Source organism: Mycolicibacterium sp. HS_4_1 (genome assembly GCF_054515875.1).
In genome coordinates this window covers 2,975,623-3,002,067 of the sequence record NZ_CM137261.1, presented here as the reverse complement: position 1 = coordinate 3,002,067, position 26,445 = coordinate 2,975,623, and the positions used below count along the sequence as shown (strand labels likewise).

General features: G+C 61.7%; 25 protein-coding genes. 12 read left to right on the top strand and 13 right to left on the bottom strand.

Annotated features, from left to right (window positions below; all coding sequences use genetic code 11):
- Positions 1 to 105 precede the first annotated feature (105 nt).
- Together ACX12F_RS14325 and ACX12F_RS14320 are read right to left on the bottom strand one after the other, a co-directional pair.
- Complete coding sequence (locus tag ACX12F_RS14325; protein WP_459370165.1) at positions 106 to 603, bottom strand: hypothetical protein; 498 nt, start codon at positions 601 to 603, stop codon at positions 106 to 108.
- A 13-nt stretch (positions 604 to 616) separates the two neighbouring features.
- Complete coding sequence (locus ACX12F_RS14320; RefSeq protein ID WP_459370164.1) at positions 617 to 1,267, bottom strand: Het-E N-terminal domain-containing protein; 651 nt, start codon at positions 1,265 to 1,267, stop codon at positions 617 to 619.
- Between the two features lie 420 nt (positions 1,268 to 1,687).
- Here ACX12F_RS14320 and ACX12F_RS14315 point away from each other — a divergent pair, with 420 nt between their 5' ends.
- From ACX12F_RS14315 to ACX12F_RS14300, 4 genes are all read left to right on the top strand, one after another.
- Positions 1,688 to 2,641, top strand: a complete 954-nt coding sequence (locus tag ACX12F_RS14315) for a restriction endonuclease (protein WP_459370163.1) — start codon at positions 1,688 to 1,690, stop codon at positions 2,639 to 2,641.
- 79 nt (positions 2,642 to 2,720) lie between these two features.
- The gene (locus ACX12F_RS14310; RefSeq protein ID WP_459370162.1) at positions 2,721 to 3,641 is read left to right on the top strand and encodes a restriction endonuclease; all 921 of its coding nucleotides are present in this window, start codon (positions 2,721 to 2,723) and stop codon (positions 3,639 to 3,641) included.
- A 289-nt stretch (positions 3,642 to 3,930) separates the two neighbouring features.
- The gene (locus ACX12F_RS14305; protein ID WP_459370161.1) at positions 3,931 to 5,028 is read left to right on the top strand and encodes a hypothetical protein; all 1,098 of its coding nucleotides are present in this window, start codon (positions 3,931 to 3,933) and stop codon (positions 5,026 to 5,028) included.
- A 70-nt stretch (positions 5,029 to 5,098) separates the two neighbouring features.
- A protein-coding gene (locus ACX12F_RS14300; protein ID WP_280109264.1) for an IS3 family transposase occupies positions 5,099 to 6,324 on the top strand; the annotation gives its coding sequence in 2 pieces (ribosomal slippage) (positions 5,099 to 5,359 and positions 5,362 to 6,324; 1,224 coding nt in all).
- 7 nt (positions 6,325 to 6,331) lie between these two features.
- Here ACX12F_RS14300 and ACX12F_RS14295 read toward each other — a convergent pair.
- From ACX12F_RS14295 to ACX12F_RS14275, 5 genes are all read right to left on the bottom strand, one after another.
- The gene (locus tag ACX12F_RS14295; RefSeq protein ID WP_459370160.1) at positions 6,332 to 6,580 is read right to left on the bottom strand and encodes a transposase; all 249 of its coding nucleotides are present in this window, start codon (positions 6,578 to 6,580) and stop codon (positions 6,332 to 6,334) included.
- A gap of 114 nt (positions 6,581 to 6,694) precedes the next feature.
- A complete protein-coding gene (locus ACX12F_RS14290; RefSeq protein ID WP_459370351.1) occupies positions 6,695 to 10,723 on the bottom strand; it encodes a YobI family P-loop NTPase in 4,029 nt (1,342 codons plus the stop codon).
- A 170-nt stretch (positions 10,724 to 10,893) separates the two neighbouring features.
- Complete coding sequence (locus ACX12F_RS14285; protein ID WP_459370159.1) at positions 10,894 to 12,384, bottom strand: site-specific integrase; 1,491 nt, start codon at positions 12,382 to 12,384, stop codon at positions 10,894 to 10,896.
- Entirely contained in the window at positions 12,374 to 12,709 is a 336-nt protein-coding gene (locus ACX12F_RS14280) for a helix-turn-helix domain-containing protein (RefSeq protein WP_459370158.1), read from the bottom strand. Before ACX12F_RS14280 ends, ACX12F_RS14285 begins: the two co-directional genes overlap by 11 nt.
- Positions 12,706 to 13,734 (bottom strand): tyrosine-type recombinase/integrase, encoded by a 1,029-nt coding sequence (locus tag ACX12F_RS14275; RefSeq protein WP_459370350.1) that lies wholly within the window; start codon positions 13,732 to 13,734, stop codon positions 12,706 to 12,708. Before ACX12F_RS14275 ends, ACX12F_RS14280 begins: the two co-directional genes overlap by 4 nt.
- On the opposite strand from ACX12F_RS14275, the gene ACX12F_RS14270 reads away from it, so the two are divergent.
- A complete protein-coding gene (locus ACX12F_RS14270) occupies positions 13,639 to 13,848 on the top strand; it encodes a hypothetical protein (protein ID WP_459370585.1) in 210 nt (69 codons plus the stop codon). The two genes, ACX12F_RS14275 and ACX12F_RS14270, sit on opposite strands and share 96 nt — an antisense overlap.
- Positions 13,849 to 14,493: 645 nt before the next feature.
- Here the strand turns inward: ACX12F_RS14270 and ACX12F_RS14265 are convergent.
- Complete coding sequence (locus tag ACX12F_RS14265; protein WP_459370157.1) at positions 14,494 to 14,727, bottom strand: antitoxin VbhA family protein; 234 nt, start codon at positions 14,725 to 14,727, stop codon at positions 14,494 to 14,496.
- 280 nt (positions 14,728 to 15,007) lie between these two features.
- Here ACX12F_RS14265 and ACX12F_RS14260 point away from each other — a divergent pair, with 280 nt between their 5' ends.
- Positions 15,008 to 15,844, top strand: coding sequence for a tyrosine-type recombinase/integrase (locus tag ACX12F_RS14260; protein ID WP_459370156.1), 837 nt, complete (start codon positions 15,008 to 15,010; stop codon positions 15,842 to 15,844).
- Positions 15,845 to 16,213: 369 nt separating this feature from the next.
- Here ACX12F_RS14260 and ACX12F_RS14255 read toward each other — a convergent pair whose 3' ends face one another.
- Positions 16,214 to 16,738, bottom strand: a complete 525-nt coding sequence (locus tag ACX12F_RS14255; protein WP_459370155.1) for an SMI1/KNR4 family protein — start codon at positions 16,736 to 16,738, stop codon at positions 16,214 to 16,216.
- Between the two features lie 289 nt (positions 16,739 to 17,027).
- Here ACX12F_RS14255 and ACX12F_RS14250 point away from each other — a divergent pair, with 289 nt between their 5' ends.
- Complete coding sequence (locus ACX12F_RS14250) at positions 17,028 to 18,197, top strand: IS3 family transposase (protein ID WP_459367662.1); 1,170 nt, start codon at positions 17,028 to 17,030, stop codon at positions 18,195 to 18,197.
- Positions 18,198 to 18,233: 36 nt separating this feature from the next.
- Here ACX12F_RS14250 and ACX12F_RS14245 read toward each other — a convergent pair whose 3' ends face one another.
- Both ACX12F_RS14245 and ACX12F_RS14240 read right to left on the bottom strand, forming a co-directional pair.
- Complete coding sequence (locus ACX12F_RS14245; RefSeq protein WP_459370154.1) at positions 18,234 to 18,599, bottom strand: hypothetical protein; 366 nt, start codon at positions 18,597 to 18,599, stop codon at positions 18,234 to 18,236.
- A gap of 45 nt (positions 18,600 to 18,644) precedes the next feature.
- Entirely contained in the window at positions 18,645 to 19,562 is a 918-nt protein-coding gene (locus tag ACX12F_RS14240; RefSeq protein WP_459370153.1) for a hypothetical protein, read from the bottom strand.
- Between the two features lie 39 nt (positions 19,563 to 19,601).
- Between ACX12F_RS14240 and ACX12F_RS14235 the strand changes: the two genes are divergently transcribed.
- The 3 genes from ACX12F_RS14235 (at position 19,602) to ACX12F_RS14225 (ending at position 21,383) form a co-directional block, all read left to right on the top strand.
- Positions 19,602 to 19,727, top strand: coding sequence for a hypothetical protein (locus ACX12F_RS14235; RefSeq protein WP_459370152.1), 126 nt, complete (start codon positions 19,602 to 19,604; stop codon positions 19,725 to 19,727).
- 114 nt (positions 19,728 to 19,841) lie between these two features.
- Positions 19,842 to 20,336 (top strand): hypothetical protein, encoded by a 495-nt coding sequence (locus ACX12F_RS14230; protein WP_459370151.1) that lies wholly within the window; start codon positions 19,842 to 19,844, stop codon positions 20,334 to 20,336.
- A 105-nt stretch (positions 20,337 to 20,441) separates the two neighbouring features.
- Positions 20,442 to 21,383: a hypothetical protein gene (locus ACX12F_RS14225; RefSeq protein ID WP_459370150.1), complete on the top strand. Its 942-nt coding sequence runs from the start codon at positions 20,442 to 20,444 to the stop codon at positions 21,381 to 21,383.
- A 245-nt stretch (positions 21,384 to 21,628) separates the two neighbouring features.
- On the opposite strand, the gene ACX12F_RS14220 is transcribed toward ACX12F_RS14225, so the two are convergent.
- Entirely contained in the window at positions 21,629 to 22,246 is a 618-nt protein-coding gene (locus tag ACX12F_RS14220) for a DUF6891 domain-containing protein (RefSeq protein WP_459370149.1), read from the bottom strand.
- Between the two features lie 390 nt (positions 22,247 to 22,636).
- Positions 22,637 to 23,518: a hypothetical protein gene (locus tag ACX12F_RS14215; protein ID WP_459370148.1), complete on the bottom strand. Its 882-nt coding sequence runs from the start codon at positions 23,516 to 23,518 to the stop codon at positions 22,637 to 22,639.
- 779 nt (positions 23,519 to 24,297) lie between these two features.
- Here ACX12F_RS14215 and ACX12F_RS14210 point away from each other — a divergent pair.
- Together ACX12F_RS14210 and ACX12F_RS14205 are read left to right on the top strand one after the other, a co-directional pair.
- Positions 24,298 to 24,798 carry a hypothetical protein gene (locus ACX12F_RS14210; RefSeq protein WP_459370147.1) on the top strand — a complete coding sequence of 167 codons (501 nt, stop codon included), beginning with the start codon at positions 24,298 to 24,300 and terminating at the stop codon, positions 24,796 to 24,798.
- A gap of 524 nt (positions 24,799 to 25,322) precedes the next feature.
- Positions 25,323 to 26,384: a hypothetical protein gene (locus ACX12F_RS14205; RefSeq protein WP_459370146.1), complete on the top strand. Its 1,062-nt coding sequence runs from the start codon at positions 25,323 to 25,325 to the stop codon at positions 26,382 to 26,384.
- Positions 26,385 to 26,445: the final 61 nt, after the last annotated feature.

The window sequence follows — 26,445 nt, the reverse complement described above, 5'->3', positions numbered from 1 at the left end:
CCCGCGGAGCGGGCCTAGGGCCCGCCTGCCGGTGCCAAAGGGCGGCGAGGCGTCGCTATTGAGAAGACGCTTGACCGGTGGCTCGGTCCGCCAACGGACCACGGACTAGCTGTCCTCGCCTTCCATTACCGGCTCGGGTTGCTGACCGTGCCGTCGACGCCAAAGGTTGCCGACGTCGTCGGCGAACCGGAGATCAACGCGCACCTCAACCGCCCTCGGTGCGCTGTACAGCACCTCGGAAGACTGGCCACTCGGGATGACCTGGGGGTATTTATCGACCATCTGCTGCTGCGCGTTCCGAAGAATTGAGGAAAGACCTGGAGCAGTCAAGATGTGGTCGGTGAACATCCCGCCGTATGCACCGAGATTCGCTGGCATCCCGGCCACCATCCCGGGCGGATACATCGACTGAGCGCGGGAGCCGATTGCATCGAGAGTTCCACTCATCCCGCCCGACAGAATCTCACGGAATAGGTCCTGCACTGAGATTTTCCCCTTCGCCGGGTGACATGCATCTTCTAGCCGATTACCTTCTCCGTCAACGCCGTACACGTCGACTTCGAGGTCGGTGATCGGACCAGAACTGGCGTTGGTGACGGTCACGGTCCACAGTCCCTCACCGATGGGCACGGCTTTGACGGAGGCGGTCACCGCGCGGATACGGCCACCACTGTTCCCAGTCTCCGTGGCACCGATAGAAAAATAGGTGTTGTTGTCGCGCCCTACGAGCACGTTCTTCTGCGTGGTGCTGAGAGATGGCGCGGAAGCAGACGAATCCTCTACTGCTCCCGCGCCTGGGGAGGGTGGGGCGGCGCCTGGGGGGGGCACGCGCAGCGACTCGACTGATTCGAAGATCGCCGCCAGCTGCAACGTCCTCCGCTGCAACACCGGTTCCGCCGTCGACAGCCACGTCTTCGACTTCAATGTTGCCTCCAACCGCGGCGCGGCGGATCACCACGCCGATGGTGGCTGGGAGATCCGGGGCCTTGTCCTCAACGGCCGACAGGAGAGCCTGTGCGAGGCCGTACAGCTCCACATCGTCGCCGGCGCCGGCTTGGGTGAGCTTCTTCTCAACCAGTGCGCGGCGAAGCTCTTCCTCCGGCTCCTGCTCCAGAACCTCGACGGCTGCGCTGACCGAGGCGTAGCGACTTATGACCAAGCTTTTTATCGCGGAGTAGGCGTCACCGATCACCTGCTTCGCGGTGCCGCGGACGCCGTCGGACGCGCCAAGGGCGAGCGCGGCGACGATTAGGGTTACGGGATCCATCTACAACCTCCACCTCCGACCCCACAGCTGGGGGTCTCATCTAAATCTAAGCGTTGGTTCCGACAACTCGGTGGACGTCGCGCCAGGGCCGGAGCCCACCTGGAGAACGGCGACCCCTGGGCTAGGTGCACTGAACACGCGGGTGGTACCAAACAATGCTGCACACACGCGGCCGGAATCCGCTAACCGACAGGTCTGATGCGAAAGCCGCCAGGTGTACTGAGACGGGGCAGTTGCATTAGAACGTCCGTGTTGATCCGATGAACGCGGCGACGTTTACTGGTAAGCCGCCATAAACGCCGCCACGTCGACGCCAATGTCGGACCATCGACGTAACGTGGCATCAACGTCGACGGAGAATCGGGGGCCAGGATGCCGAAGCGGTCTAACGAATTTCAGAGACTCATCGCACTGTTGACCATGGCGAAGAGCGATGGCGCGATCGTCCACGAATCTGTCGAAATCGAGACCCTCGACGGGGGAAAGAAGCGCGAGATTGACGTCGTCGCCGTCGGTGCGGTGGCGGGTCACCGGACAGTCGTGGCCATCGAAGCTCGGGATACGAAGCGAAAGCAGGATGTTCTGTGGGTCGAGCAGGCGAAGACGAAGTTCGAGCGCCTTGGCGCCAACGTCAAGATTCTTGTGTCGTCTTCGGGGTTCACAGCCGAAGCGTTAGAGAGCGCCACCAAGTTCGGCATCAAGACGATTACACCCGGTGAAGTCACCGAGGAGTTCGTCGGGCAAGTCGTCAACAGCGCTACGCGAGCGGAGTACCACCATTGGGTCACCCTCGTGAAGAAGACGGAGATAGTCGTTTCTCTTGATGGCCAAATCGATCAACGAGAAATGGTCGGAACTTTTCCGATCTTCACCGGCGACGGCGTAGAAGTGGGGATGTTCCACGATCTCGTAGAGGAGGTCAGGAAACACCACACACAATCTCACCAAGAACTTTGGGATGAGGGCGACCGCGAGGGTGAGCAGCAATACGGCACAGGCAAGTTTCAATACCTCGCCACGGGTGATTACCCAAACCCGAATTTCAACGGGCAGGAAATCTATGTCAAAGGGCTTGACCCTGCGGGCCGCGAAATTCTTTTAGAGTTAGTCAATGTCATCGTCACCTTCGAGGCCAAACGAATCGTCGCTGATGTGAGCCTTCGCCACGGCGAGTACGACGGCACATACTTCTCCACGGGGACAGGCGCTCTTGGCGACGCAATGGTTCAGTTGGTCTACACCGAAACACCCGGGGGCGGCTTCGACGTGGTCGGGCGTGTAGATGGTCCTCTGGACACCCTTGTGGGGCTGAAGACCGTGGCTGAGGGCTATGACGCCGACTCGAAACTGTCCAACCGGATCAGTGCTCAGTAGCACTACCTAACTCACTGTTGAGTTGCGTAGATATTTAGGACAGCGCCTATGGGGCCAGTCGAAGCGATAGCGTATCTCTATGCCAGCCCGAACTAATGAGTTCCAAGAAATGGTCACACTTCTTACACGGGTGATGCGCGAAGACGAGTCGGTAATAGTGAACCCGTCGGCGATGCTCACCGACATAATCACGGGGGAACTCCGTGAGGTCGACATCCTCGTCGAAACCACCGCCGTAGGGCGCAAACTGTCTCTCGCTGTCGAGTGCCGTGACTGGAAGCGTCCCCAGAGCGTGCAATGGGTCGAGGAAATGCACGCGAAAAACCTTGCTTTACCGGTGAATAAGACGGTGTTAGTCTCGTCGAAGGGGTTCACCAAGGCGGCTTTGAAAAAGGCCGCGCATTACGGAATGGACACGATCGCGCCTGGCGAGGTCACGCCGGGGTTCATCGGTTCGGTGGTCAACAACTTGCATGAAGTTGTGACCAAAAGGGCTCACTTCAAGGTCAAGACCGTAATGTTGCAAATTCAGCTTGCAGATGGCCATGCACCTTGGGTGCCAACCTTCGCAGACTCGCCTGTTTACACCCAAGACGGAACTGACATCGAGGCCGTGGGAGGTATCGTCCGAGGGATGCTTGACGGCAATCCTGCTCAGCAGACGCACCTACGAAGCGCCACCGAAAAAGACAAGTTTATGAATTTGCGCACTAACGGCCCTACCAGCCGCGACGGAAATCCTCTATTCGTCATTCCGACGATTGCAGGTAAGGAATTACCACCCGCTCCTATTTTGGGGATGTATATCGAGGGGCCTGTGAAACTCGACCTCGTCAAAGTCTCTCTCACCCATGGTGACTATGACGGCATGCCGTACTCGTCTGGCTCGACCCCTTTTGAAGGCATGCGCGTGTCTGTCGTCGCGACGGAGGGTAAAGACGGAACCGTCAAATGGGCTGGCAGTGCAACTAAGCCCGGCGGGCCGCAGGAATGGTTTTAGCCTAGCCGCCGGATCAGCACACTGTCCGGTCTAATCTAGTTGTGGCTCCATCGACGACCACCTCGCGCGACTGTTGGAGGCCGCCGCGACCGTCCACGTCGACGAGCGTCCAGATGCGCGATCTGCGGCATCTACGCTTGTGAGCTATGCGTGATATCCACACGATCGACGCGGAACTCCGGCTCCTCGCCGAGGCCTGCTGGTCCATCCGCGAGCATGGCGGCGAATTAACAAGAATGCGAAGGGGCGAGCTACTCGACGAGCGGCTTGCACTGCCACGGGAGGGTCGATGACTTCAGCACAGCCTGCACCTCCAACACCCGCGGTCGGACGGACTACGTGGCCTGGCCCAGGGCGAGGCATTGCACATGAGGATCTACCGAAGCACCTGTTTACTGTCGCCGCCCTCCATGCCCGCCGCGCGCTCGCCGCGGCAGAGGAGCCTCTCGACCTCATTGATCGGGCTACATCGATAGGTAGCTCGGTCGAACTGCTGGCAAAGGCCGCCCTCACCCTGATCTCGCCCACGCTGATCGCGGAAAAGGACGCGAGGAGCCTGCTGCTGTACGCGGGTGTAGCCGTTCCTAAAATGTCGGCGCACGATGCGAAGACAAAATCTGTCTCGGACTGCCTCCTGATACTGAAGCACTCGCATTCGGTGAACTTTAACTCCGACAAGGACCAAAAAGTGCTCTCCGTAAGGAATCTCGCCGTGCATATGGGACTGGTCGACAGCACACAGTTCGACGAGGCCTTGAACCTCATGGTGAGGATCAACGAAGAAATCCTCGGCGTAGTGACGAATTTGGACGGTGCATTGGACCGGAACACATTCTGGGGCACGGAACTTCTCGCACAAGTCAACGAGAGACTCAAGGAAGATCAGGAAGCTAGGACCCTCGAGTTGGAGGAGCTCAAAGCGGCTGCTCGCCGATCACTTGAGCGCTTAAAGGAGCGAGGGTTCAATGAAGGAGCCCTGTTGGAACTTGCGGATCGTGATCCTGACATCGATGATCCGACACTTCGGACCGCCACTGACTTCGACCCCGAACGCCGGACGTGCCCGGCGTGCAGCCATTTGGGATGGCTCGGCTTCGTTTCAACGGACAGAGGCGGTGCGTACACGGAGACGGACGAAATGCAGCACGAATACTGGCATTTGGTCGATGTCCTCATCGAAGCGGCGGAATTCAGGTGCGGGGCATGCGGTTTGAATCTTCACGCAGATCTTCTTGAGCTTGAAGGAATGGATGAGACTCGCACGATCACCATTGAGGCGACCCAGGAAGAAATAGACGCCCGCGAAAGCTACGAAATCGAAAGTTACCTCGAACGCATGAGGGAAGAGAGCTACCTCGAACGCGAACCGGACGATCCGAACTACTAGGTGGGGTTGACCCCGTTTGGTAGACATCCTGATCGCTCGGCTGCGGCTGGGCAGGGAAGGATGGCACCTGATGGGTGCGAAGAGGAAGTCGTATACCCCGGCCTACCGGCGGGAGGCGGCGCATCTGGTGATCGATACCGGGCGCACGATCGCTGAGGTGGCGCGGGAGATCGGCGTGGGTGAACAGCTGCTGGGCCGGTGGGTGGCGATCGAGCGGGCGCAGATGGCTGATCCGCCGACGGCGATCGATGCTGATGAGCGGGCCGAGCTGGCGCGGTTGCGCCGTGAGGTGGCCGAGTTGCGGATGGATCGGGAGTTCCTGAAAAAAGCCGCGGCCTTCTTCGCTGCGGAGAACTCGAACCCGCCGAGGCGTTCGAATTGATCCACGCGCAGAAGGCCGTCGCGCAGATGCCCACCATCGCCCGGATGTGCACGCTGCTGGGTGTATCGCGGTCGGGCTACTACAAGTGGGTCACCGGGCTGCTGGCCCGCGCAGCCGGCACGCTGAGCGGGCGGGCGGCGCGCAACGCGGACCTGGTGGTCAAGATCCGGGCGGCTCATGACGCCTCCGATCAGGTGAACGGCGCTCCGCGGATCACCGCCGATCTGCGGGCCGCCGGTGAAGTCGTTTCCCTCAAGACTATTGCCAAACTGATGCGCCAGAACGGGATTCGCGGTATCAGTCCGCGACCGTGGACACCGCCGACGACCATCGGCGGTGGCGGGCCATGCGTCATACCGGATCTGGTGGCACGCCAATTCGATCGCGGCGAGCTGAACAAGGTGTGGACCTCTGACATCACCTACCTGGCCACCGGGCAGGGCTGGTTGTATCTGTGCGCGGTCCGTGACGGCTGCTCGCGCCGAGTCCTGGGGTACGCCTTCGCCGCCAGTCTGCACACCGACATAGTCGAGCAGGCCTTGCGGCGGGCTGTGTTGTTCCGTGACCCGCCACCGGCCGCCGCGCCGGCCGATCGGGTGATCTTTCACGCCGACCGCGGCTGCCAGTACACCTCGGCGCAGTTGACCGGCGTGGCTAAAGAGGTCGGGGTCCGGTTATCGGTCGGTCGGACCGGTGTCTGCTATGACAACGCGCAACAGGAATCGTTCTGGTCGACACTGAAAACCGAGTTTTATCAACGGCATTCGTTCACCACGCATCGCGAGGCGATCCTGGCGGTCAGCAACTGGATCGAGAACACGTACAACCGGTCACGCCGACACAGCAGTCTGGGCATGATCAGTCCGATAACCTTCGAACGACAGCTCGTCACAACGGCCAACCAGGCCGCTTAACCGATGTCTACCAAACGGGGTGAACCCCATAGGGTGTGTCTCCCATTTGGCGGGTCCAGATGATGCATGCGCTCAGGACAACAGCGGCGCGGTAGACGATGGCGAGGTTGTCGTAGCGGGTGGCCAACCCGCGCCATTGTTTGAGTAGCGCGAATGATCGTTCGACGAGATTGCGCTGCTTGTAGCGGATCTCGTCGAGCGCGGGTGGTCGGCCACCGAGTGCGCCGCGTCGTTTCCGGGCAGCGCTTCGATACAAATGACGAACCCTACGAACCTTGTTTTGCCCCTCGAGCCCTCGTCGACGCGGGGATCGGACACTACTTGCCGCCTACGACAGACAGTGCGACTGGGGCGTGGCCCCGGGGGGCTGTCAGATCACCGTTACGCTGTAACGGCGTTTGGGGATGCGTGGGAAGCCCCGGGTGATGCGGTTGTCCCCCTGCAGAACCCTGAGCAGTCGGTCATGGACATCGTTGAAGTCAAGCTCGAACGAGTCCTGGGAGTTCGTGATGCGGTTGTACGGCGGCCCCAATTGCATGAAGGTTTCGACGATGTGGTCGGCTGACGCGGACGGAGAGGCCCGGTCCAGGAGGCGCAGCATTAGGGTCGCGTTGTTCCCATCGCCGACCCTGGCCATACGTGCCACGACGGCGGGATCGAGCGATGCCCCGTGCCGGTCCGCGTAAATGGCGACGGCCTGCAACGCCGCCCAGTCATCCTCCGGCACATACTCGTTCACGTTTTCAAGGACTTTGCCCGCCACCTTGGTTGAGGTATTTTCGTCGTCGAGTGCGTTGTCGACCATGCCATCGAGAATGGCTCCGCTTAGGAAGGTTTCCACGCCGTTAGAGACGGCGACTGCGGGGCCCAGTGCGGCCCAGCCGCCGGCACGCAGGTGCGCGAATGTCTCCGCGTCGTCACTGATCAGGTCGGCTTCGAGCAGGCGCGCAAACAGGTCGCTGCTCTCGGCGTCGATATCCGTCGCAGGTAGCGGTGTCGTCGCGCCTAGGGAGGTGACCAAGGCGACGCGTACCTGCGCTGGCAGCGCATTCGTGTTGAGGATGGCGAGCGCTGTCGCTTGGCGGTCGTATTCGGCACCATCGAGGTCGGTGGTGTCTCCGTCCTCGTCGACGTGGACGGTCGCGGCGGCCTCCAGCAGTCGCGCGAGGTGGTCGTCGATGGAGCCGACTTTGCCGCGGTACGCTTCGATGTTGGCAAGGGAAGAGCGGAACAGCTTCGCGTCGGCGAGCGCTTTCCACGTGTCCAGGGGCGCGTCACGCACGTTGCTCAGCCGAGCTGTCGGCGAGGTGCGGGCGAGGAGATCGGCGAGGTCGTCGAAACTCGACCGTTGCTGGTCCTTCGACTCCTGCTCGTCAGTTCGCTTCTCGACCATATCGGCGAGCACCTTGGCAAGAGTTCGCGGCGTGGTCAACGCCGCGGTGGTCCGCTCGTCGTCGTCGATCGCAGCGAGGTAGCCGGGGAGATCTGCGAGGGCGTAGGCGTAGACCGTCTCGCTCCCGACGTTGTCGTCTGTGATTGTCTCGAGGGTCACCGGATCGGAGCCCTTCAGATTCAGAGAGATACGAAGGTTGTCAGCGGTCAGGGCGTACCGACTTCCCTCAACGACGAACACGCGGATCTCGTCGCTCAACGGCGCGAGGTTGGGCAGGACGACGTTGCTGCGACGCAACATTGCATCGAGACGCTGAGGCAAGCTCTCGGACAGTAGCTGCTCAGCCTTGTCGGCGGACGAGTGCTGCACGTGCGGCGCTTCAGTAAAGACTGACATTCTGTGGTAGTTCGCGGTGAGGAAGCCGCAGACGTCCTTACCGAGGTCGTAGGGCGCATTCGCGTCGAACGCTCCCAGAGCGGCGTTGAATAGCGCCACTCGTGCGTCGGTAGGCACGTCGTCGTGTGAGGTCAGGTAGGTAAACACCTGTTGCCAACGACAACGTGTCAGAAGCTCAGCGAGCTTCTCGCGTTGCGCTGTCTTCGAGGTGAAGAAGGCCGCAAGGAAGCTGCGTGCCTTCTCCTCGGGCCAGGTGGCGATGAGGTGCCGCGCGACCGTGCTGGCGCCAGAATCAGCAGTCTGCAGGAGGTGGTTTACCAGGTCGATGTTGTATGCAACGACCGTGTTCAGCAGGTCCTCGCCGGCTTCCTCGGCTTCGAGGAGGAGGTTCGCGGCTGCGCCTTCTCGTCCGCCCTCCTTGGGGCGGCTCAAGTCGTAGTCGATGTTCATGACATTCGGCTGGACGTGCTGGACCATGAAGTTCGCGACGTCGACGCCGGTGAAGTTTCCGTAGAACTGGGCGGCGTAGAGCGAAAAGTTCCGGTCGATGTAGCCGCGTCGGACTAGGTCGCGGGCGAGCTCGGATTTCAATGTCGCGTCGGTGAGATCCGCAAATGTGTAGGAGCTTCCCGGGTTGTTCAGGCGGGGCAGCTTCTTCGACGCCGCTTCTCCCTCCCGCAGCGTCAACAGGAATTCGGTCGCGACAAGGTCGGCGAAGTCAGCGCGCCGCAGCATCTCGATGTCACGTTCCTTCGTTGCGACCTCGGTGTCGATGGCGTCTTGGTCGAACGCGGCCCACCGGTCAGCGTCGAGAGCTTCGGGGAAAAATCCCTCCAGCCCGACGCCGTCGAAAGTATGTCCGACCACCGTCTGCCCACCTGACTCCTGTTGGGCCAGCACAACCTCGAGGGAGCGGACTCTGGCCACAGCGGCCCAGAAGCCGTAATCGTTAATCTTGTCGGCGCCGAACTCTCGAGTGCCGGCCTTCAACCGGAAGAGCCTCCACTGGATGCCGTACTGCGATGCCTTGGCCACCATCAAAGTTGACGCAAAAAGGTCAAGGCGCTGCCCGAGCCGCCCAGCGAGGGGCCCACGCTCGCGGAACCGTTCTGGTCTGGCCAGGAGGTCGCGGATGCGCTTCTCGTGGGCGCTGATGATGTCGCGCGTGAGGCGCTGGGCGAAGTCGTAGACCCTGTCCAGGTCGCTGTCGCGCCGCGTGATGTTCTCGAAGTCCTCCAGGTGGAAACTCTTGTACACAATAAGCGCGAAAAGGTGTGTGGCATCGAGGCCCGGAGCAGGCGAGGTGGGTGCTGGCTGCTCCAAGAGACGCTCGGCGAAGACCAGGTACTCGTTGCATATGTTGCGCATCAGCCGCATGTCAGTACAGTGCTGCGCGACCGTGTTGACGAGACGCGAATCGATGCTGGTGATGTCGCGCTCGTCGAGCAGCTTAACCAGCAGGTCGCGCGCGTTGCGGTGTGAGATGAACGGCACCAGAGGGATGACGATGTCGAAGAACTTCGTCCGGTTCGCCCGTATGGTCTCCGCCGCAGCTTCGTCGGGCTCCGGCACAGGTGTCGGCGGTGGGTCCTCGCCTTGCTCCTGAGCTGTGGAAGCGAGCACGGTTGCGGAACGCTTGGATAAACCCTTAGTAGTGGTGGCGTCGATCTGGCTAAAGACGCTGTCACGCACCGCGTAGATGAATCGCAGCGGCTCGCCCAGTCCCAGGACGCGTCCGGCCCACGGGTACGACAGCTTTGTCTCCAGCCGGCGAGGCCACTCTTCGTTTACCCACCCGAGCACGTGCGCGATTCCGCGCCCGAGGCGGTTCCCATTGCGCTTCCTGCGCCGCTGAGGGGTGTCGTTCAGAAGCACGTTTAGCTCGCGCAGCGCCTCAAAAATGTTCGGGTCTTCGAACCTGTCTAGGTCCTCGAAGATGACGATGTTCTTCGGCTCTTGCTCGAAATAATGCACGATCTCGTCGATGTACTTGTCGAAGAATGTTTGCGGTTTCTCCGAGAGCGTGAGGGCAGCACCGCCAGCTGATACGTCCTTGACATCGAATCGGTCATGAGTCAACAGCCGAGCTACGGCCCCCAGCGCCGTTACAAGCCCGATAGCAGCGACCCAGGTAATCACGCGTAGCCACGTCGGATCTTGCGCTGTAGGCCACTTCAACTGCGGCAGCACGCCGAACACATACGCCAGACCCACGAGCGGCAGGACGACGGTCGCGGACTGCATGAACGCCCGGCGCCGACTCAGGACCGCGATCTTGTTGAAGCGTGAGTTCTTCCCGACTTTCTCAGAAGCGCCATAGAGCAACTGCTTGACGATCTCCTTCTGGATGCGGTTCGTCGTACCCTCGCCTTCCTCGCCGGGCGCGAGGGTTGAGATGGCGAGCCGGAGAACCGATCTCCTGTTCTTGTCCTCGAACTCGTTCAGCACGCTCGACTTACCCGCACCGTAACGACCCGTCAACGCAATGTTCAGGTTGTCCGGGTCCCTTACCGCCTGCTCCAGGCGCTTCAGGTAGGTGCCGTGGTGGTTCTCCTCGTACTTGGGACTGAGCGACTGGAGCGGCTTCTCAGCGGACTTCCTCGCGGTCATCGCGCCCACGGCGCCGCCCGAAGCAGCATCAGTTCCCTCGACATGACGACGGACAGCGCCGTCGCGCGGTATCACAAGATTCCCCGTCTTTCTTCAGAAGTCTCGGGTGGTACCGAGGGTATGTATCTTCTGTCGGTCCGAGTGCATGTCCGCAACCGTGACATCTGATTTCATCCACCGCTAGCTGCGTATTGCGCCCATGGCTGGGCGGCCAACGCTGCGTGCCTATGGGCCACTCGGGCGCTATAGCCAAGCATTTCGGCCACCACGGGTGGAGGCACTTGAGTGACCAGCTCTCGAAGAGCGGTGTTTCGAGCACCGAGGATATTGATTCCGAGCTTCCTTAATCGCACCATGATGCCGTCTGGGTGGATGTGGTCCCCAGCTCGTATGCCAGGGAACAGCCAAGGACTCTCGCCAGCCGTTGTGCGCATGTTCGGGCGCGTGACGGTGTGCGTTCTCAGCATCTCGGCGAATGGCTCAGGCACCGGTGATGGTGTCACCCCAAGTTCGAGAGATAGTCCGTCGGGCGCGACAAGCACCTTGCTCATCGGGATGGCTGAGACCTTCACCAGCGGCTGGGCGTAGAGAAGTAGCAGGGTTCCAGCGACGCGGTAGGGGAGCGATTCATTGTCGCCAGATAGGAGCTCGCGAATCCACTCGAGCCGCTGATCTTGCGTGAGAACCCGGACCGTTTTGGCCTGACGATGTCCGAGCGTGATTGATCGGTTCACCCGCATCTTTTTGCACCAAATGATGAACGTCCGGATGAGGTGCCGCGTTGTTGGACCTGTGGTGACCCAGAGGTCCACATCTTGCTGTGTGCAGTTGGCTATCGTTCGTCCGTGTTCGGCGCGAAGCCACTCGAGGAACTTCAGTGCTTCTGTGATGTCCTGCTTCGAGGTGTGAACGGGCCCTCGGGTTGAAACCCCAGAAAGTGCTAAGTCGTTGATTCGCCTGAGGTGGTGCCAGGTGGCGAATTGCCTTATTGGCGTGGCAATCTCGGGATCTGAGACTGGGTGGAGCTTGTCTTCGATCCACCGCTCGAAGTAGGCGAGATACTTGTCTCGTGCGGGAATTACGTCATGGTGCTGCAGGATGGCCCGTAGGTGGTCGACGTGCCGGCCCGCGGGCTCGTACTGGTCCAGGCCGTCGTGGGTGAGGGGAGTGGTGCCGTCTCCGAGGGAGCGTAGGAGTGCTTGAACCTTGTCCGACCGTTTCCAAGTGATAATGCTCTCGGCGCGATCGGCTGCGCACAGGGCGTCGATGAGTTGAGAGAAGCCCGCGGGAGAGTCTGGGTGGAGGAACGCCCGCTCAAGGTCTTCGCGGAGGCTGCAACGTGCGCATACGTTGCCGCGGTAGGGTCGCCGCTCCTCGTTGCACGACGAGCAGTAGAAGTTCTGGCGGATACGTGCGCAGTCTCGACACACTGGTTGCTCGCCGATGTCCAGTCGGCCCGGCAAAAGGCGGTGGAATCCGCAGCTGGGACAGTCGCCGTAGAGGCTGGTTGCTTCGTAGTAGCAGGAGTTGCAGATGCGGCCGTCTGGCCATGTTGCTGCCGTGCGCCGCATCTCGCGGTGGCAACGATCACACTCCATTGACCCGTCGGTGACTTTGGGTCGTCCCCGAACGGTGTTCCGGCGCAGCGGTTCAATCGTCATCGCTGAGGATCCGAGCACGTTTGGGGCGGATGGCCTTGTTCAGTTCTACCACGTTTTCTCGGCCAGCGCTGACGGCCTTCTTTCGGGCGTCCGCAGCGGTAAACGTGACGAGATCGTCTGGGCCGCAGTCGAAGATGTCGCAGAGCGCGGCGATGAGCTTCAGAGAAACTCGTTCGGGTCGTTGGTGGACGAGCCGGTAGACCTGTGGCCGTGACAGCGTGATGCCGCGTTCGTTCAGCCGAGGTATGAGATCGGTGCTGTTGTGCATCTGATGACCCGCCATGAGCTCGGCGAGGCGCCATTGGTAATCAACATCGCGTTTCATCCGGCGCCGCCGTTCTGTCTCGGCTGCAGCGCTGCGGCGATGGTGGCGTCGAGCGCGTTTCGCAGCGTCCGGGTGCGGTAGTCGCTGCTGACACAGCTATAGATCGCTGTGGTCGACGCGTGCTCATGACCCATTTGGTGCTGAACGAACATCGCATCCCAGCCGGCCTCGAGTAAGTGCGTTGCATAGGACCGTCGGAACGAGTGGAGATCGAGGCCGGGCAAGAGGTCGAGATCGTCACAGTAGCGGCGGAACCGCCTGATGAGTGTAGTTTCCGAGACGAGATTTCCGCGTTCGCTGGGGAACAGGTCGATCCCGTCGTCCATATGGTGCTGACCATTCTCCAGCCAGTCGACTAGCACTTCGGGCGTCCAGTCGAAGACTGTCAGGACGCTGCGCCGCTTCGGCGGGGAGCCCTTCTTCGCTTTGCCGTATCGCACATGAACCAGGCCGAACTTTCCGAACTCTTTAGCGTGTGGGTTCCTTGCGAAGTCGACCGTCTGCAGGTGGGCCAGTTCGTTGAACCGCAACCCATACGAGTAGGCGATCTTGAACATCACAGCGTCGCGGTATGCGGGCAACCAACCCTTTCTACCCGAAGCTACGACGGCAGATACCTGCTCGTCGGCATGATCGAAGAAGTCTTGAAGTTCGCGCTTGGTGAATGCGCGTTTCTCGGGTTGGGCCTCGTTCTCCTGGACGTGTCGAGCGGTGTTCCAGTCGAAGAAGACTTGGGATGGGTGGGTCCCGAACAGTGCTTCGCAGACGCGGTCCCAGCCGTAGTCCGGATTGCTGACGTAGGAGCAGAACTGTCGCAGGCCAACCTGATACGAACGGATCGACGACTGGGCGAGTTTGTGGATACTGCGAAGATCGCCGAAGAACTCGTCGACCATGGCGACGGTCCAGGTCCATGGAAACTCGTTCGAGTGCTCGATGAAGCGCTGCACCTGCTTGATGCGGGCGTCGATAGTCTCGAACTGCAGATTGCGGCTGAGCTGCTGGTTGCGCCAGCCCTGAAGCATTTCGGCGACTGTCTGTTCTTCGGGGTGCAGGGGCCTGACCGCGTCAACGAGATATGCACGTCCGACGTCGTCGACTGCCACCCGAAACTCCTGCCATCTGGTATCAACAGATGAATCAATGATTCATCTGTTGAATCATCAAGTCAAGACCCCAGGTCAGCGTGTCGCTGGAACGGCCACGGGTGTAGCGAGCACGACTGCCGATGCGAGTCCGCTGAGCGGGGTCGGCGGGCGGAAAGTGTTGCAACGCAGCCGAACACGACGGGAGGCGTGGTGGCCGGCAAGCGGCCAGACGTTGATTCATCTGATGCAATATGCAGTGGTTTAACTGACATAATGTACCTTATCGGCACATCATTGAACTGCAGGCGAGACGGCGACCGGTGGCGTAAAGGTCACACGCTTCACCTTCTGTCCGATCCAGGACTTGTTGACAGTAATCCGGGAAAACATGCGAGCTGTCCGAATCTGCCCTGTTTTCCAGAACCATCTGACAGCGGCGTAGGCCCTGGTCTAGGCCGGAGTTTCTGGCCCAGATGATGTTTGAGTCGGCTCAATCGGGTTGAATCCACGACCATCTGACAGTGCCGGATTTGACTGGTGCGTCCGTTGGATGGCTGACGTGGACCCGTCGTGGGCGTGCGACTTCATCGCTGATTAAACGTCACGTGACGTTATGGTGCCGGTGCGCCTAGACCTTCCGGGGCCGGTGAGTTGCGCACTCCGGCAGTGATTTTGGCTACGGGTGGTGCGGACGAGCTACTTGACACTTGTGTATCGGTCGAAGATTCGCTGTCGGTATTCATCGCCGCTGAGTCGTCCTGCCACCAGGTCCATGAGTGCCACAACAGACTCGCGATCAGGGATCGAGTCCTCAATCATGGCGTTGACGATGACATCGAAGACGATCCGCCGGCCCCGTGCTGTCAGGTCGCCGGAGTTGAGCAGCGCGACCAGGTCGAAGGCCTCAGAGGCCAACTCTGCGCCACTCATGGCAGTAAGTTCACGACCGCAATCGGGTGGCGCACATCCGTCACTGTGACACTTACCCACTCTTACGGCAACGGGAAAATCACTGCCGCGCTTCATCTTTAGCCGCATTTGATGGATAACAGCAATTATCCATTTCTTTTTCATACCATCAGATCATGCCTCCTAGTGCCACAATCGCGCCACCCCACGACGACGGAACAGGCCCGGGCGGCGCCGCCGAAGTGCTTCCAGGTTGGTTCACCACATTTCTCAATGATCGGCAGACATAACCAAAGACGCGATGCGCCGAGCCTTCGCTTCCTACGCCGCAACACACGAAGCCGCGTCGATCCGGCGCTGCTGGTCCACATGGAACGTGTTGTGCACCTTCCTCTATACCGGCGACCAGCTCGACGCTAACCCGATGCCGCTGGTCGGCCGGCCCAAACTAGCCAAAACCCTCCCCAAGGCTCTCCCCCGCACCGCGGTCAATACCCTATTGGACGCCGTTGTCCAAGACACCGACTCGAGGAACAAAACTGTCTGGGCCGAAAGGGATTTGGCGCTCATCCTGACGAGTCTGCTGGCGGGTCTGCGTGCCGACGAGATGCGGGTCCTCGATATCGGAGACATACGCACTCTCGATGACGGTGGCGCCGTCGTCCATGTCAAGGGAAAGGGTGGAAAGGAACGCAGCATCCCCATCGAGGCTGACTTGCTGTCGGTCATCGCAGCTTACCTGGACAGTCGCGCTGCACGCTTTCCCGATGCCGTGAAACATTCTGCGGCACAGGGAGTTAGCGGGTTAGTGCGGTGGTCGGCCAACGCTCCCGTGTTCGTCGGTCGTGACGGCCAGCGCATCACGCGTGGCACCTTGCAGTCCCGGGTGAAGCGGGCGTTCAAGCTTGCTGGGCCCGATGCGCAGCCTGTCCCCGGTGCCTTGGTGCACGGATTTCGACATACCTTCGCGACAGAATTGGCTGGCTGCGATGTCAGCGTCTACACGCTCATGAAGCTACTTGGCCACGAATCGATGACCACTTCACAACGCTATGTGACTGCCGCTGGTGCTGAAAACCGCAGCGCCGCAGCGCAGAACCCACTCTATGGTCTCGTTCGGCAGATCGACCACCGCTGAGCGCAGACTGCAACCGCCGCAGTTCAAATCGGCTGCAGGCCGTGGGGTTCGGCGTCTCGGCGGAAGCAAACGCGGACACAATGGGCGACTACATCCACCGCATCCGGACCATCGAAGCGTGCTCGGCCACAAACCTATCCCCGGCAAACCCACTATCATCGACTTCAGCGGTGATAGCCGAGATTAGGTGGGCCCAAGCATGGATTCGCAAGATCCTGTATCACTTCGGTACCACAGACATCTGGTCGAGGCGATCATCGAGGCGCCGTGGAATGGTGACTTCGCCGCGACGATCCGGACGGCGACCGCTACGGCGCGACGTATGTGCCGATAGACTCAATGCGCCAACCTTCGGGTTTCTCAATCAAGTCAAATCGGGCGTCCTCGCCGGGCAGGTACCCCGGCGAAATCTGGAAAATCGTCCGGGAAGATGGGGAATACGTACGATCTATTGAAGATAGCAACCAGGAAGTCGAGCAGATTTCCATCGAATTCAGCCCACTCGTCATCCCTTGCCGCATTCATCACAAGCGGCCATTTATTCGGATCGTGTGGTGATCTGCTGGTCAGCCAGTAGATAGAGTCACCGTTATCCGTGGAGGCGCACTGGACTAATGAGTCAATTGGGTACGGAATTACCTCGTTGGTGAGAGCCCGAAGCGCATCTTGACTAATGTTAGTTCTGAACGTCAGATCAAGAGATCTATTGTCGTCCAACGGCTGCATTACGTACAGAAAGCCGCTGAAATTTCCTCGACCATAAGTGTCGATGATTGACTGGTAGTCCTGCGGCGTCTCGAATCCCAACTCCTGATCAACGCTGGCCCAATCTCTCCGCCCAGGAGCTCTGCTAGGCGGAGGTACTAGCGCTATCAGTTCTGCAATCGAGGCCATAATTTCAATCCTTGGTTAGCTTGAATCTAAATCGATCTTATCCGTTAAGTACAGTGACGGCTAGGTAGAAGCCTTGACTCCCTTTAGCAATGATCTGTACAGCTGCCGGCATGAGTTCAGAACCCTTGTACAGCGGAGTTACGATGTAATCGATGTTGCTCGAGCCGCTGTAGCGCGCGGACGCGAAGTTCACCTGGCGAGTCCCCGTTGCTGAGTCCACCTGATCTGTACCCGTGTTGTTGGTCCACGGTTGTGAGAGTCGAGGGCAGAGTGATCATCGGGAGGTCACATGCCCCGTCAGTATTCGTCGTCGGTGCGTCGGCAAATCGTTGCCCGGCTTCGGTCGGGTGAACCGGTAGCCGTGTTGGCTGCCGAAACCGGTATCTGCCAGGCGACGCTGTTCCGTTGGAAACATCAAGCGCTCATCGATGCCGGCGTCATCGAGGGCACCCCGAGCGTGGAGGCCGACGAACTGGCAGCCGCCCACAAGCGCATCGCCCAACTCGAGGCCGAGTTGGCGTTGACACGCGACGCGTGCGCCTTATTCGACGAACAGGCGGTGGTGCCCCCAAAACGCCGACGCGCGATCGCTGAGGGACTGATCGCGCGAGGACACTCAGCCCGATCTGCCTGCCGGATAACCGGATTGGCCCGTTCCCTGTTGCAGTATCACCGGCGCAGGCCCGTCCCGGACCGTGAGGTGCGGCGGTTAATTGTGGCTGACACAATCACCGAGATCTATCAGCGATCCCGCGGTACCTACGGGCGCAAGCGGGTGCGCGCTGCGCTGTTGGCCGACTACGACATGAACGTCAACCACAAACTTGTCAACTCGATCATGTCCGAGCAAGGTCTCTACGGGTTGCCGCGCCCCGGGCGGCGAAAACCTAACCTGATCGGCGTCGACACCCCAGTTGACCTGGTCAATCGACGGTTCACTGCTAGCAGGCCCAACGAACTTTGGTGCACGGATATCACCGAACACCCCGCGCGTGATGGGAAGGTGTACTGCTGCGCGATCTTGGACTGCTTCTCCCGGATGATCGTGGCCCGCACCTTCTCAACTACCGCGGACACCGCATTGGTCAACAATGCGGTCAACATGGCCGTCGAAAGCCGAAACCGAAGTGGTTCAACGATTCTGCACACCGATCACGGCACGCAGTTCACGTCCTGGAGCTTCGGGGAGAACATGCGCCGATGGGGCCTGCTCGGCTCATTCGGCACGGTGGGCGACTGCTTCGATAACGCCGCCATGGAGTCGTTCTGGGCCCGGATGCAGGTCGAGCTACTCAACACCCGCAAGTGGGCCACCACCATCGAATTGGCCGCCGCCATGGCCGATTACATCGACAACTTCTACAACGTCGAACGCCGCCACAGCTACCTCGGTAACATCAGCCCCACGGAGTTCGAAACGCTCTGGACATCCACCTATTCGATCCCTCAACTCGCATGACCGCGGCTCGAAACAGCGGGGACAGATCAGTTGGTCTCATTCACTGGGAACACGCCACACCCAGGTGCTTCCGAATGCCTCGTCTGCGTTAGCGAAGTGCCGGCACGGCGCTGACAGTTTGGTGTCCAGGCTGTGGTCGACCCACGGGCTGGTGCGGTCTTCGGCAGGATTGGCGTGCAACGTGGTCCCACCGACGATCGATAGCACCTGCGCGAGCGGCAGAATCATGTCGCGGCTGCGCGGTACTACTGCCGGGGACGCCGCGGCGGTGGGAATCATGGTGAGGCACATCAGGGCTGCGGTGACGGCGAGGGTCTGCGATCGCCAGCCCTCGGGCTTAGCCAGTGCAGACGCGATGAGCGCAGCGGACGCACTGAACCGCCGATCGGGCCGGCGGCGCACCTTTTCTCCACCCTCACTGTATGCGCGTACCGGCCTGTGGGGTGTTCATGACGCGGTGACCCTTCGGTCGCTAAGTCGTTCTATCGCAACCCCGTTGGACAGTTCGCCGCGGTCCTCACGGTGGCGCCAGTAGTGGCGAATCAGCCAGAACAATGCCGCACCATCGGGGGCCCACGCTGAGGCGTTGTTGATCACCGCAGGCGGCGCATCAGCGTGGACTTCGAACACCACCGGCCGGTAGGTCTTGCCTTTCGGCGCGCAGCCGGTGATGTCTCGTATCTCGTCCCAGGCGAGTGTGAATGTGGTGTACGTATCGCTGAACTCGACGCCATCAGCGGACAGTCGCAGCATCGGCCCTGGACGCCGGCGGGTGCGGGCCATGAACCCCAAGCCGAGCAGACTGCAAACGAGTAGGGCGATGATCTTGCCGCGGTCCCGGGCAGTGGCGGGCAGATCGTCATGCAGCTGCGATCCGAACATCAGGAACAGGCCGCTGCCGACGATTATCGTCACCATCAGGGCGACAAGGTATTTCGACACCGGGCCCGGACGTAGCGTCGTTCCGTCGGCATCCACGCTTGCCCGCAGTTTGGCGTGGCCCGTCATCACCCACACAATGCCCGCTTCGATGATCAGCGAGATCACCACTACCGCAAGGCAAATGGTGGCGGCTATCCAGTGCGTGCGCTGCACTGCCAGAACAGTCTTGTAGGCGAAGAATAGCCCGAGCGATCCCATCACGAGCAGGCCGATGCTGTACAGCAAGAATCGGTTCTTCCAGCCTTCAGGCGCAGGTAGATCGGTCACTGTTGCATTCCCCCATACTGCTACGCGGCCGTCTGCGGCCGTTCCCTCCCCTGCGTCGCTCCCCCGGGACCCCCGGCAATGCGTGGCCAACTTCAGACGGTGCGAACGCTCTCCCGCCGCTGACTTTAGCTGCTGATGGCCCCAGGATGCATTCATCGTCGACACGGAAATGCAGATATACCGTGGCGGTTGTGCGTGGCGTCGTTCTCTTCGCTGGCGCCGTGGCCGCCGTCCTGGTCGCCGTCGGCGGCTGCACTGGGAGCGGGCGTCGACGTCAACGACGAGGTGTGCGCGATTGCTCACGACGGCACGCTCACGTGAGAGATTCAGCAACCCGAGCTCGGGGACAAGAAGACCCGCCGCATCCGCCTGCCACCGCACGGCATCAGCAGGGTTTACTGAGCTGGCGGAGCCTGCTCCCTATAGCCTGACCCGATGTTGACCAATCGGGTGGGCCTCGGGCTGGCCGTCCTGGGTGCCACAGCCATCATGGGCGCCGCGACGCTGGTGCGGCTGCAGTCCGGCGGATGGATTCTGATCACCAGTTCCGTTGTGATCGCAGGCAGCGCGCTGTGGGTGAGCCGGGGCAACCACCGCGGCGCTGTCCTGCCGGTCGCGGCGTGTGTTCTGAGCAGTGTTCCGATCCTGGCTGGTGCGGCGCTGTCCGGCGCGATGAACCCGGGTTTGTCGTTGATGCCCCATGGCATTGCCGCGGTAGGCGTGGCGGCCGCCCTGGTCGGCTCACTACTTCTCGCCCGGCGCCCAGCCGACTCCCACTCCCAGCCGTCCACTCCCCCACCCGTTTCCGGGTACGGCGCTGTCCCCGCCGCGGCAGACAACTGCCCGCGCTGCAAGCGGTCGATGAAGGCGGCGGACACCAAGACCTGCGGCTACTGCGGATTCGCCGTCAAGCGTTACCGCGGGGTGTGACCGCGGACCCGTACCACTGCCGCCCCGGCGGTGCGCCGGCGCGGCAATGTGTGAGGCTGCCGGTTCGATCGGCGAGCGGCATCGTCGGCGCGCTAGCGTCAATGTATGACCAAAGCCGAACCTGGTGACTCGCTATGCCGGCTGATTGTGGACCGAGCATCGGTGTCCATGGGCGATGACGCCACCTTGCACCACGAGGTCTGGCAGCTGCCATCATCGACGTCGATCCCAGACCTGCTCGCAATCATCGCGAGACAATTGTTACCCCGCGTGGGTGGTTTCGCTGGCTGGCGCATTTACCAGGATGTCGGTGACCGCGGGCCCGGCTGGCCGCTGGGCCTGATCTACACGCGCGATCATCTGCGCGAAGACCGGTTCGTGTGCCTCGCGAGTGAATATCCAAGGACGGTAGCCGATCTCGCGCGACGTGCGCCGGTGCCGGTGGTGCAGGCCGGCTATCTCACTGGCCAGGCAGCGCGTCCGATTTGGCTGAGTGAACTCGAGGCCAGCCCCTCCTTTGCCGGTGCTGAACTCGTCCGGTCGGCAGTCGACGACGGCACCGCGGGCCGGGACTGGCGCACACTTCGCATGCTCAACTCCATTGCCGCCGAACGCGAGCAGCCGCGGCGCGCATGGATTCGCGAACACATCCGGGCAGGCGGGCTGGCTGCGGCGGAGTTGTTCGCGGCCCGCAACATGGGCGCCCTTGCCGCCTCCGATGATCTGTGCCCGGCGAGTATGGCTTTGGCCGCCCGGGATCTGCTGTGCGCCGACGGCGAGCACGAGGAGGTGTTCGCCGCGCTGGCCCCGGGGCAGGCCGCTTTAGGTGTGGTGGCCTCCGCGTTCGGGGCGTGCGAGTTCGGGTTGTCTCGCGGGTTGCGTCGCCGCCCACCGCCACAGCACGGTGCCGCCTATCTCGATTACCTTGCCGGGCAGGGCTATCCGCTGGCACCGATCGAGCAATACATGGCGGGCCATCTTGACTTCGACCAGCTGGCCGCCATCACTGCCAGCGACCCGCCGGCGCCCGGGCCCGGTGCTAGATGAAGGTCCGTTCGGGCCCGGCCAGTTCAACGATCACGCCACTACGGCGGCCGCCCGGGGCATCACCTCTCGTCAGGATGACATGCGACGTGGACGGTTGTTCCTGACGTCGATCTTGTTGCGGCGCATGGCCATTGCCGCGCTCACCGCCGTGAGGTCGCTGTCAGCACGGTCTGCGGCGGCTTTGGCAGCTGGGCGCTGTTCGCTGTTGGTGGTGTGCGTGTTCCTGCCGTGGGGTCCGGTCCGAGTTATCCGAATCCGAACGTGAACTTCTTTGGTGGCGCTGGCGGTGCCGAAGGCGGCTGAGGTGGCTCGGCTGTGTGGGTGGGCAGTGGCCGGCGCCAGTCCATATCGATGACTTTGATGCGCGTTTCGGTATTGCCATCCCAGTCGTAGCGCAGGCCATGGTGAGCCAGCGAGGTCGTGATCACTTCGGCCAGATGATCGAACGTGCGCTCGTAGAGCACACGGAGCGCGGTATCACCGCCGCGCTCCTGGTCGAGTTCGCGTGCCCGGTCCAGTTCAGCGGCCGGGATCTGCGGACTTGCGCCGAAGGAGCCGTAGCTCAGCCATGCCGACGCCGATTCGTAGGCGAGCCCGAACGCATCCTTCTGGGTGAAAAACACATAGCCCCACTGCGGGTTTTCAGCGCTGCGCTCGTCGCTGATTTCGTCGTCGGCGCAGGTCCGGCAACACGTAAAATTGTGCCGCACCAGCACGCCCTGGTCAGCCATCTCCTGGCACGCGGCATCGAACTTCACCCAATCCCCATCAACGTTACTGCCGAGGTGGTCCTGGTGTCGCGACCATTGCTGTTGCACCGCTTCACGTGCGCGCCGCTCATCGGTGACCGGATCGGAGGCCACCGCAGACAACCCGCGGACGAGCATGCCGTTCCGCAGATACTCGGGGACGACACCGTTGCGCTGCGCAAACTTTTCCTCGGGCACATCACCAGGATAGTGCTGTGTAGCTACCTAAGCGATCCGCAATGTAGTTGCCTCGCTGTGGTTTTCACCACTGCAGCGACGCTAGCCGAGCATTCGACACACAGTTGCCCGACGAGGACCACGGCTCGAGGCCGCGATGCAGAAGGCCCGTCCGAACTGCCTCACCCCGCCCAGCCCCGCACGACCGCCGGGCAGCTCGCGTCGAGCGTGGTTCCTCGACGGATTGGGAGAGTCGCGGCGCGCGTATTCACATGCGGCTAACGCTAATTCAGCCGACTCTGGTCCTCGCCCCCCCAGAGGCTGCGTTTATGCGACGGGTGCTGCTTGGCCACCCGAGAGGCGCCGATAGGTGACCACATGCATCAAACCGTTGAGGGACAACAGCGCCGGAGCGATAGCCAAGGCGCCCAGGCCCAGGGTCAGGAATATGGCGACTTCGGCAACCAGGCCGACGGCCAACAGGATCAGGTACACCAGAATCGTCGTGCCCAGATTGTCCAACACCATTCGGAAGCTCGCCTTGATGGCCGAGACAGGCTTCATCTGGCGGTCGACGACGAAAAAGGCCGCGTACTGGCCGAGGAATCCGAGGACGATACCCGGCAAGATACACGCCACCATGCCGAGCACCGTCATCAGAAATACCAGCAGGTACACCCCGACGAACGGGCCCAATCGACGCGGCTTGAAGAACGAGGCCAGGGTCAGTGGCTTGCCGTCGGCGACGTCGAACTGCGTTGCCATCAGACAGTTCGCCATGAACATCCCGGCCGCAAACAGGACCGCGTACATGAGAACCATCGCCACGACAAACATCGGCGAGGTCGGTTCCTGCTGGACCATGGTGCCATCGGCGTTCATGGCCGACTTCGGGCCCAACGTGACGGTCATGACGACAAACGGCACGAACACGATCGCGATGATCGCCAGCCACGCCAGCGGTCCGCCGATAAGCAGCCCTGCTCGCTTGCGGAGCTGGCCCCAGGCCCACGTCCAGGCTTGTCCAGCGGTGAAGGGCGGCTCATAGCCCATGGGGTACCCGAATCCCGGCGGTGGCGGGTATCCCTGCGGGAGTGCGTATCCGGGCGGCGGTGGGAACCCCGGAGGCGGAACGGACGTCTCGAGCCCAGGCGGCAAACCCTCGGGCTGATCATCGTGGGGCGGTTGACCCGGTGGCAGATACGTCATGTGCTGGTGCCTTTCGCTCAATCCGCCCACGGGGCGTCGGTGTAGTAGCTTCGATACCCCTGCCTCACGCGGCAACCAGCAACCCGCACACCGGGTGCGGAGGTGGTAGCCATGACCGCTACAGCGACCAGCGTTGGCATTGCTAGAATCTGCCGCACAGCGCGCGGCAATCCGCGAAACATTCCTTCCCCCTTGTGAATGCCCGGCCCAAGCCCCCCGGCTCGACTAGCACTTCAACTGATGTCGACGACAATTCCACGAACTGACCGACTCGTCAACTCATGGCGACGAGTAGCTGTTATCTCCACCTTGCGACTGTGAGCTAACGGGGGTGCATCGAGTTTGCCTGCCGATGTACCCCATCGGCAAGCTCTCAGCCGCGGTGTCCGCGCCCCTCGGGCGGTCATCACCGGGCGCGCACGCCACACATCATGCCCCTCGGTTGGCGGGCGGCCTGTAAGTCTCTGCAGCACAATTGCATTCAGGGAGAGTCACATGGCCCGCAGCGGCGAAGTTCGCGCAAATACGCAGCACCGCAAGCCAATTCAAGGAATTGCCCCGAACGGTGTTGTTGCAGAGGTGGGCCAGTGACAACCCCACAGCGGACCGCCGATGGTGATGATGAGGGTCGCGACGCCGTCGACCCAGTTACGCCGGCGGCGGGCTCGCCACGTCGGTGGCGCCGACGTCTGGGGCGGTCAACCCCACGCGGGTCGGCTTCGCCGCCCGCCTCACGGGCCGGGGGTTGGCGCACCGCCATCTCCTGGATGTGCCAAGTGATGGATGCACTGTTCGTTGCCGCAGTGATATTGCTCTGCGGAACATTGGTGTGGTGCGGCGGCCCGTTCGAACGCATGGGATGGCCCGTCTACGCAATATTCGGCGCAATGGTGTTCTTGCCGATCGCAGGGGTTTACTTCGGCATCTCCGCGAGGCGGCGGTCAGTATGGGCACCGCTTCTGACCAGTGTTGTCGTGGTTGCTCTCTCGGTTCTGTCGATCGCGACCGGCGTCGTACGGAAAGTGCGGTGGGCCCAGGCCCGGCCGGACGTGCTGGCCATCGCCGAGCATCCGCCCGCCCGAGGCCAGAAGCAGCATCTGCTGCTCGGCACGTACTCGGCCAGCGTGTCCGGGCTTCGCGACGGGACCGTGCTCGTCGCGTTCGACAGAGGCTGGGACGGTCTGCTGTATGTGCCGGTTGGAATGCCCGAACCTGATCGCAACCGAGTAGAAGTCGGACCCGAGGTGATGCCGCGGTGGTGGTACTACGACACCGACTAAGCATTGCGTCGACACCATCGAGGCCAACGACAGAAGACCTGGGAACGAGATCGGTGGTGGTGTGCAACGTTTGCTATATTCGCGGATTCATGGAGTATTGACATGTCAGCCTCTATGTCATGGGTCTGGTGTTGTGCGCCGGGGGGTGCACGGTTGCTATCGGGGGTATCTGGTGGGGAATTCGGTGCGTCGGCTCGGGCGTGCGATCGCGGCCATGGCTGGGCCGTTGCTTGTTGTTGCCGGTCGTGTAGTCGTTGGCGGAGCGGCCGGGCGTCCGGTCGCTGCGGCAGTTCGTCGACCGAACGCCGACCGAGGCTGCCCCGAGTACGACAGGCCGGGCCGGTTCATTCCGGAGGATCCGGTCGCTGACGCAGAGTTCCTGCGGCAATGCCGCGAGCGCGCCGACGCGCAGCGCCGGGCAGCCAAACAGGTTCAGTGCCAACAAAACAACGACGAGTCCGATACCGACTGACCGCCGACGCAACCATCAAACACAACGAACGGAAGGCGGACAGCCAATGTGGGTGTGGGCCGTGCGCTGCAGCAAACGCGCACGCTGGATCGTCCTATCGGCATGGTGTGGCCTGTGGCTGCCCGGGTACTCCGCGCTGCAACTGATTCGTTACGGGTACGGTTCCCACCAGTGGGCGTGGTGGCTGCTCTGGGCGGCAGCCAGTGCAGGGCTCTGCCTCCTCATTGGCTGGTTTTCCGTCGTTAACGGACGCCAGGTCCTAGCCACACAGCGTGAAGCGATAGCCGGGCTCGATCAACAGCAGCGTCGACAGCTGGCCCGCGTGTGGAGGCGTGGCCCGGTCCCGGAGGATCCCGCAGTTTTGGCTGCGGCACTGCGATTCCATGATCTTTCCGAGCAGTACCGCCGGCGCTCGCTGCGGCGACGCAAAGTCGCTGCGGCCATTGCGCTTCTGTACGTCCCGATCCTGATCTGGGCCTATCTCGCGCACCAGGTGACCGTCGCCGGCGTGCTGATGGTGGCGTACTGGGTGATCTTTGGGTTCTTCTCTTTGTGGCCCGATCTGCGTGCGAAGCTCCGTCGGCCCCGGCTCACTGAGCTGCATGCCGCGGCGCAACAGGACCCGAGCGTGTCTGTAGCGGTCGCTGATCGCATTACTGCCGCCCCACGGCCGAAGATGCGCCGATGGATGGTCGCGGTGATCGTTGTCGTCGCGGTCGCCTACGCCGGCACGGTCGTTGTGGCTATCGAATTCTCCCCGAAAAAGCGGGGTTGCCGTGCCGCAGATTCGGTCATCGACCGGCTCTACACCGAGCGTGACTGGTTCTGGACCAACAACATTGGCGGCGGTGGACGACCCCTGGAAGATTATCAGCAGTTGGCAAAACGGTTGCGCCGCTATGCCTCTGACGTCGGCGATTACACAGCAGTCGCCCCGCACATGAACCGGATCGCCGATCTGGTCGACCAGGAAGTCGTCCTTGTTGGTCAGGCCCGGCAACCGGCCGCAGCTCCCGGCCAGGACGATCCCCTGGCCGACGCACAGACTGCCTACGTACACCTCCTCAAAACGATCGCCGACGAGGAAACACAGCTCCAACAGGCATGCCGGTAGCGACACGCAATCCGGCGCCCGGGACCGGCGACCAGCGTGCGAGTTCGGCTCTGACCAACTG

Coding starts and splice junctions, on each gene's coding strand:
- ACX12F_RS14320 (WP_459370164.1), bottom strand. CDS start 1,267: ATGGATCCCGTAACCCTAATCGTCGCCGCGCTCGCCCTTGGCGCGTCC.
- ACX12F_RS14315 (WP_459370163.1), top strand. CDS start 1,688: ATGGCGAAGAGCGATGGCGCGATCGTCCACGAATCTGTCGAAATCGAG.
- ACX12F_RS14310 (WP_459370162.1), top strand. CDS start 2,721: ATGCCAGCCCGAACTAATGAGTTCCAAGAAATGGTCACACTTCTTACA.
- ACX12F_RS14305 (WP_459370161.1), top strand. CDS start 3,931: ATGACTTCAGCACAGCCTGCACCTCCAACACCCGCGGTCGGACGGACT.
- ACX12F_RS14290 (WP_459370351.1), bottom strand. CDS start 10,723: ATGACCGCGAGGAAGTCCGCTGAGAAGCCGCTCCAGTCGCTCAGTCCC.
- ACX12F_RS14285 (WP_459370159.1), bottom strand. CDS start 12,384: ATGACGATTGAACCGCTGCGCCGGAACACCGTTCGGGGACGACCCAAA.
- ACX12F_RS14280 (WP_459370158.1), bottom strand. CDS start 12,709: ATGAAACGCGATGTTGATTACCAATGGCGCCTCGCCGAGCTCATGGCG.
- ACX12F_RS14275 (WP_459370350.1), bottom strand. CDS start 13,734: ATGCTTCAGGGCTGGCGCAACCAGCAGCTCAGCCGCAATCTGCAGTTC.
- ACX12F_RS14265 (WP_459370157.1), bottom strand. CDS start 14,727: ATGAGTGGCGCAGAGTTGGCCTCTGAGGCCTTCGACCTGGTCGCGCTG.
- ACX12F_RS14260 (WP_459370156.1), top strand. CDS start 15,008: ATGCGCCGAGCCTTCGCTTCCTACGCCGCAACACACGAAGCCGCGTCG.
- ACX12F_RS14255 (WP_459370155.1), bottom strand. CDS start 16,738: ATGGCCTCGATTGCAGAACTGATAGCGCTAGTACCTCCGCCTAGCAGA.
- ACX12F_RS14250 (WP_459367662.1), top strand. CDS start 17,028: ATGCCCCGTCAGTATTCGTCGTCGGTGCGTCGGCAAATCGTTGCCCGG.
- ACX12F_RS14240 (WP_459370153.1), bottom strand. CDS start 19,562: ATGAATGCATCCTGGGGCCATCAGCAGCTAAAGTCAGCGGCGGGAGAG.
- ACX12F_RS14230 (WP_459370151.1), top strand. CDS start 19,842: ATGTTGACCAATCGGGTGGGCCTCGGGCTGGCCGTCCTGGGTGCCACA.
- ACX12F_RS14225 (WP_459370150.1), top strand. CDS start 20,442: ATGACCAAAGCCGAACCTGGTGACTCGCTATGCCGGCTGATTGTGGAC.
- ACX12F_RS14215 (WP_459370148.1), bottom strand. CDS start 23,518: ATGACGTATCTGCCACCGGGTCAACCGCCCCACGATGATCAGCCCGAG.
- ACX12F_RS14210 (WP_459370147.1), top strand. CDS start 24,298: ATGGATGCACTGTTCGTTGCCGCAGTGATATTGCTCTGCGGAACATTG.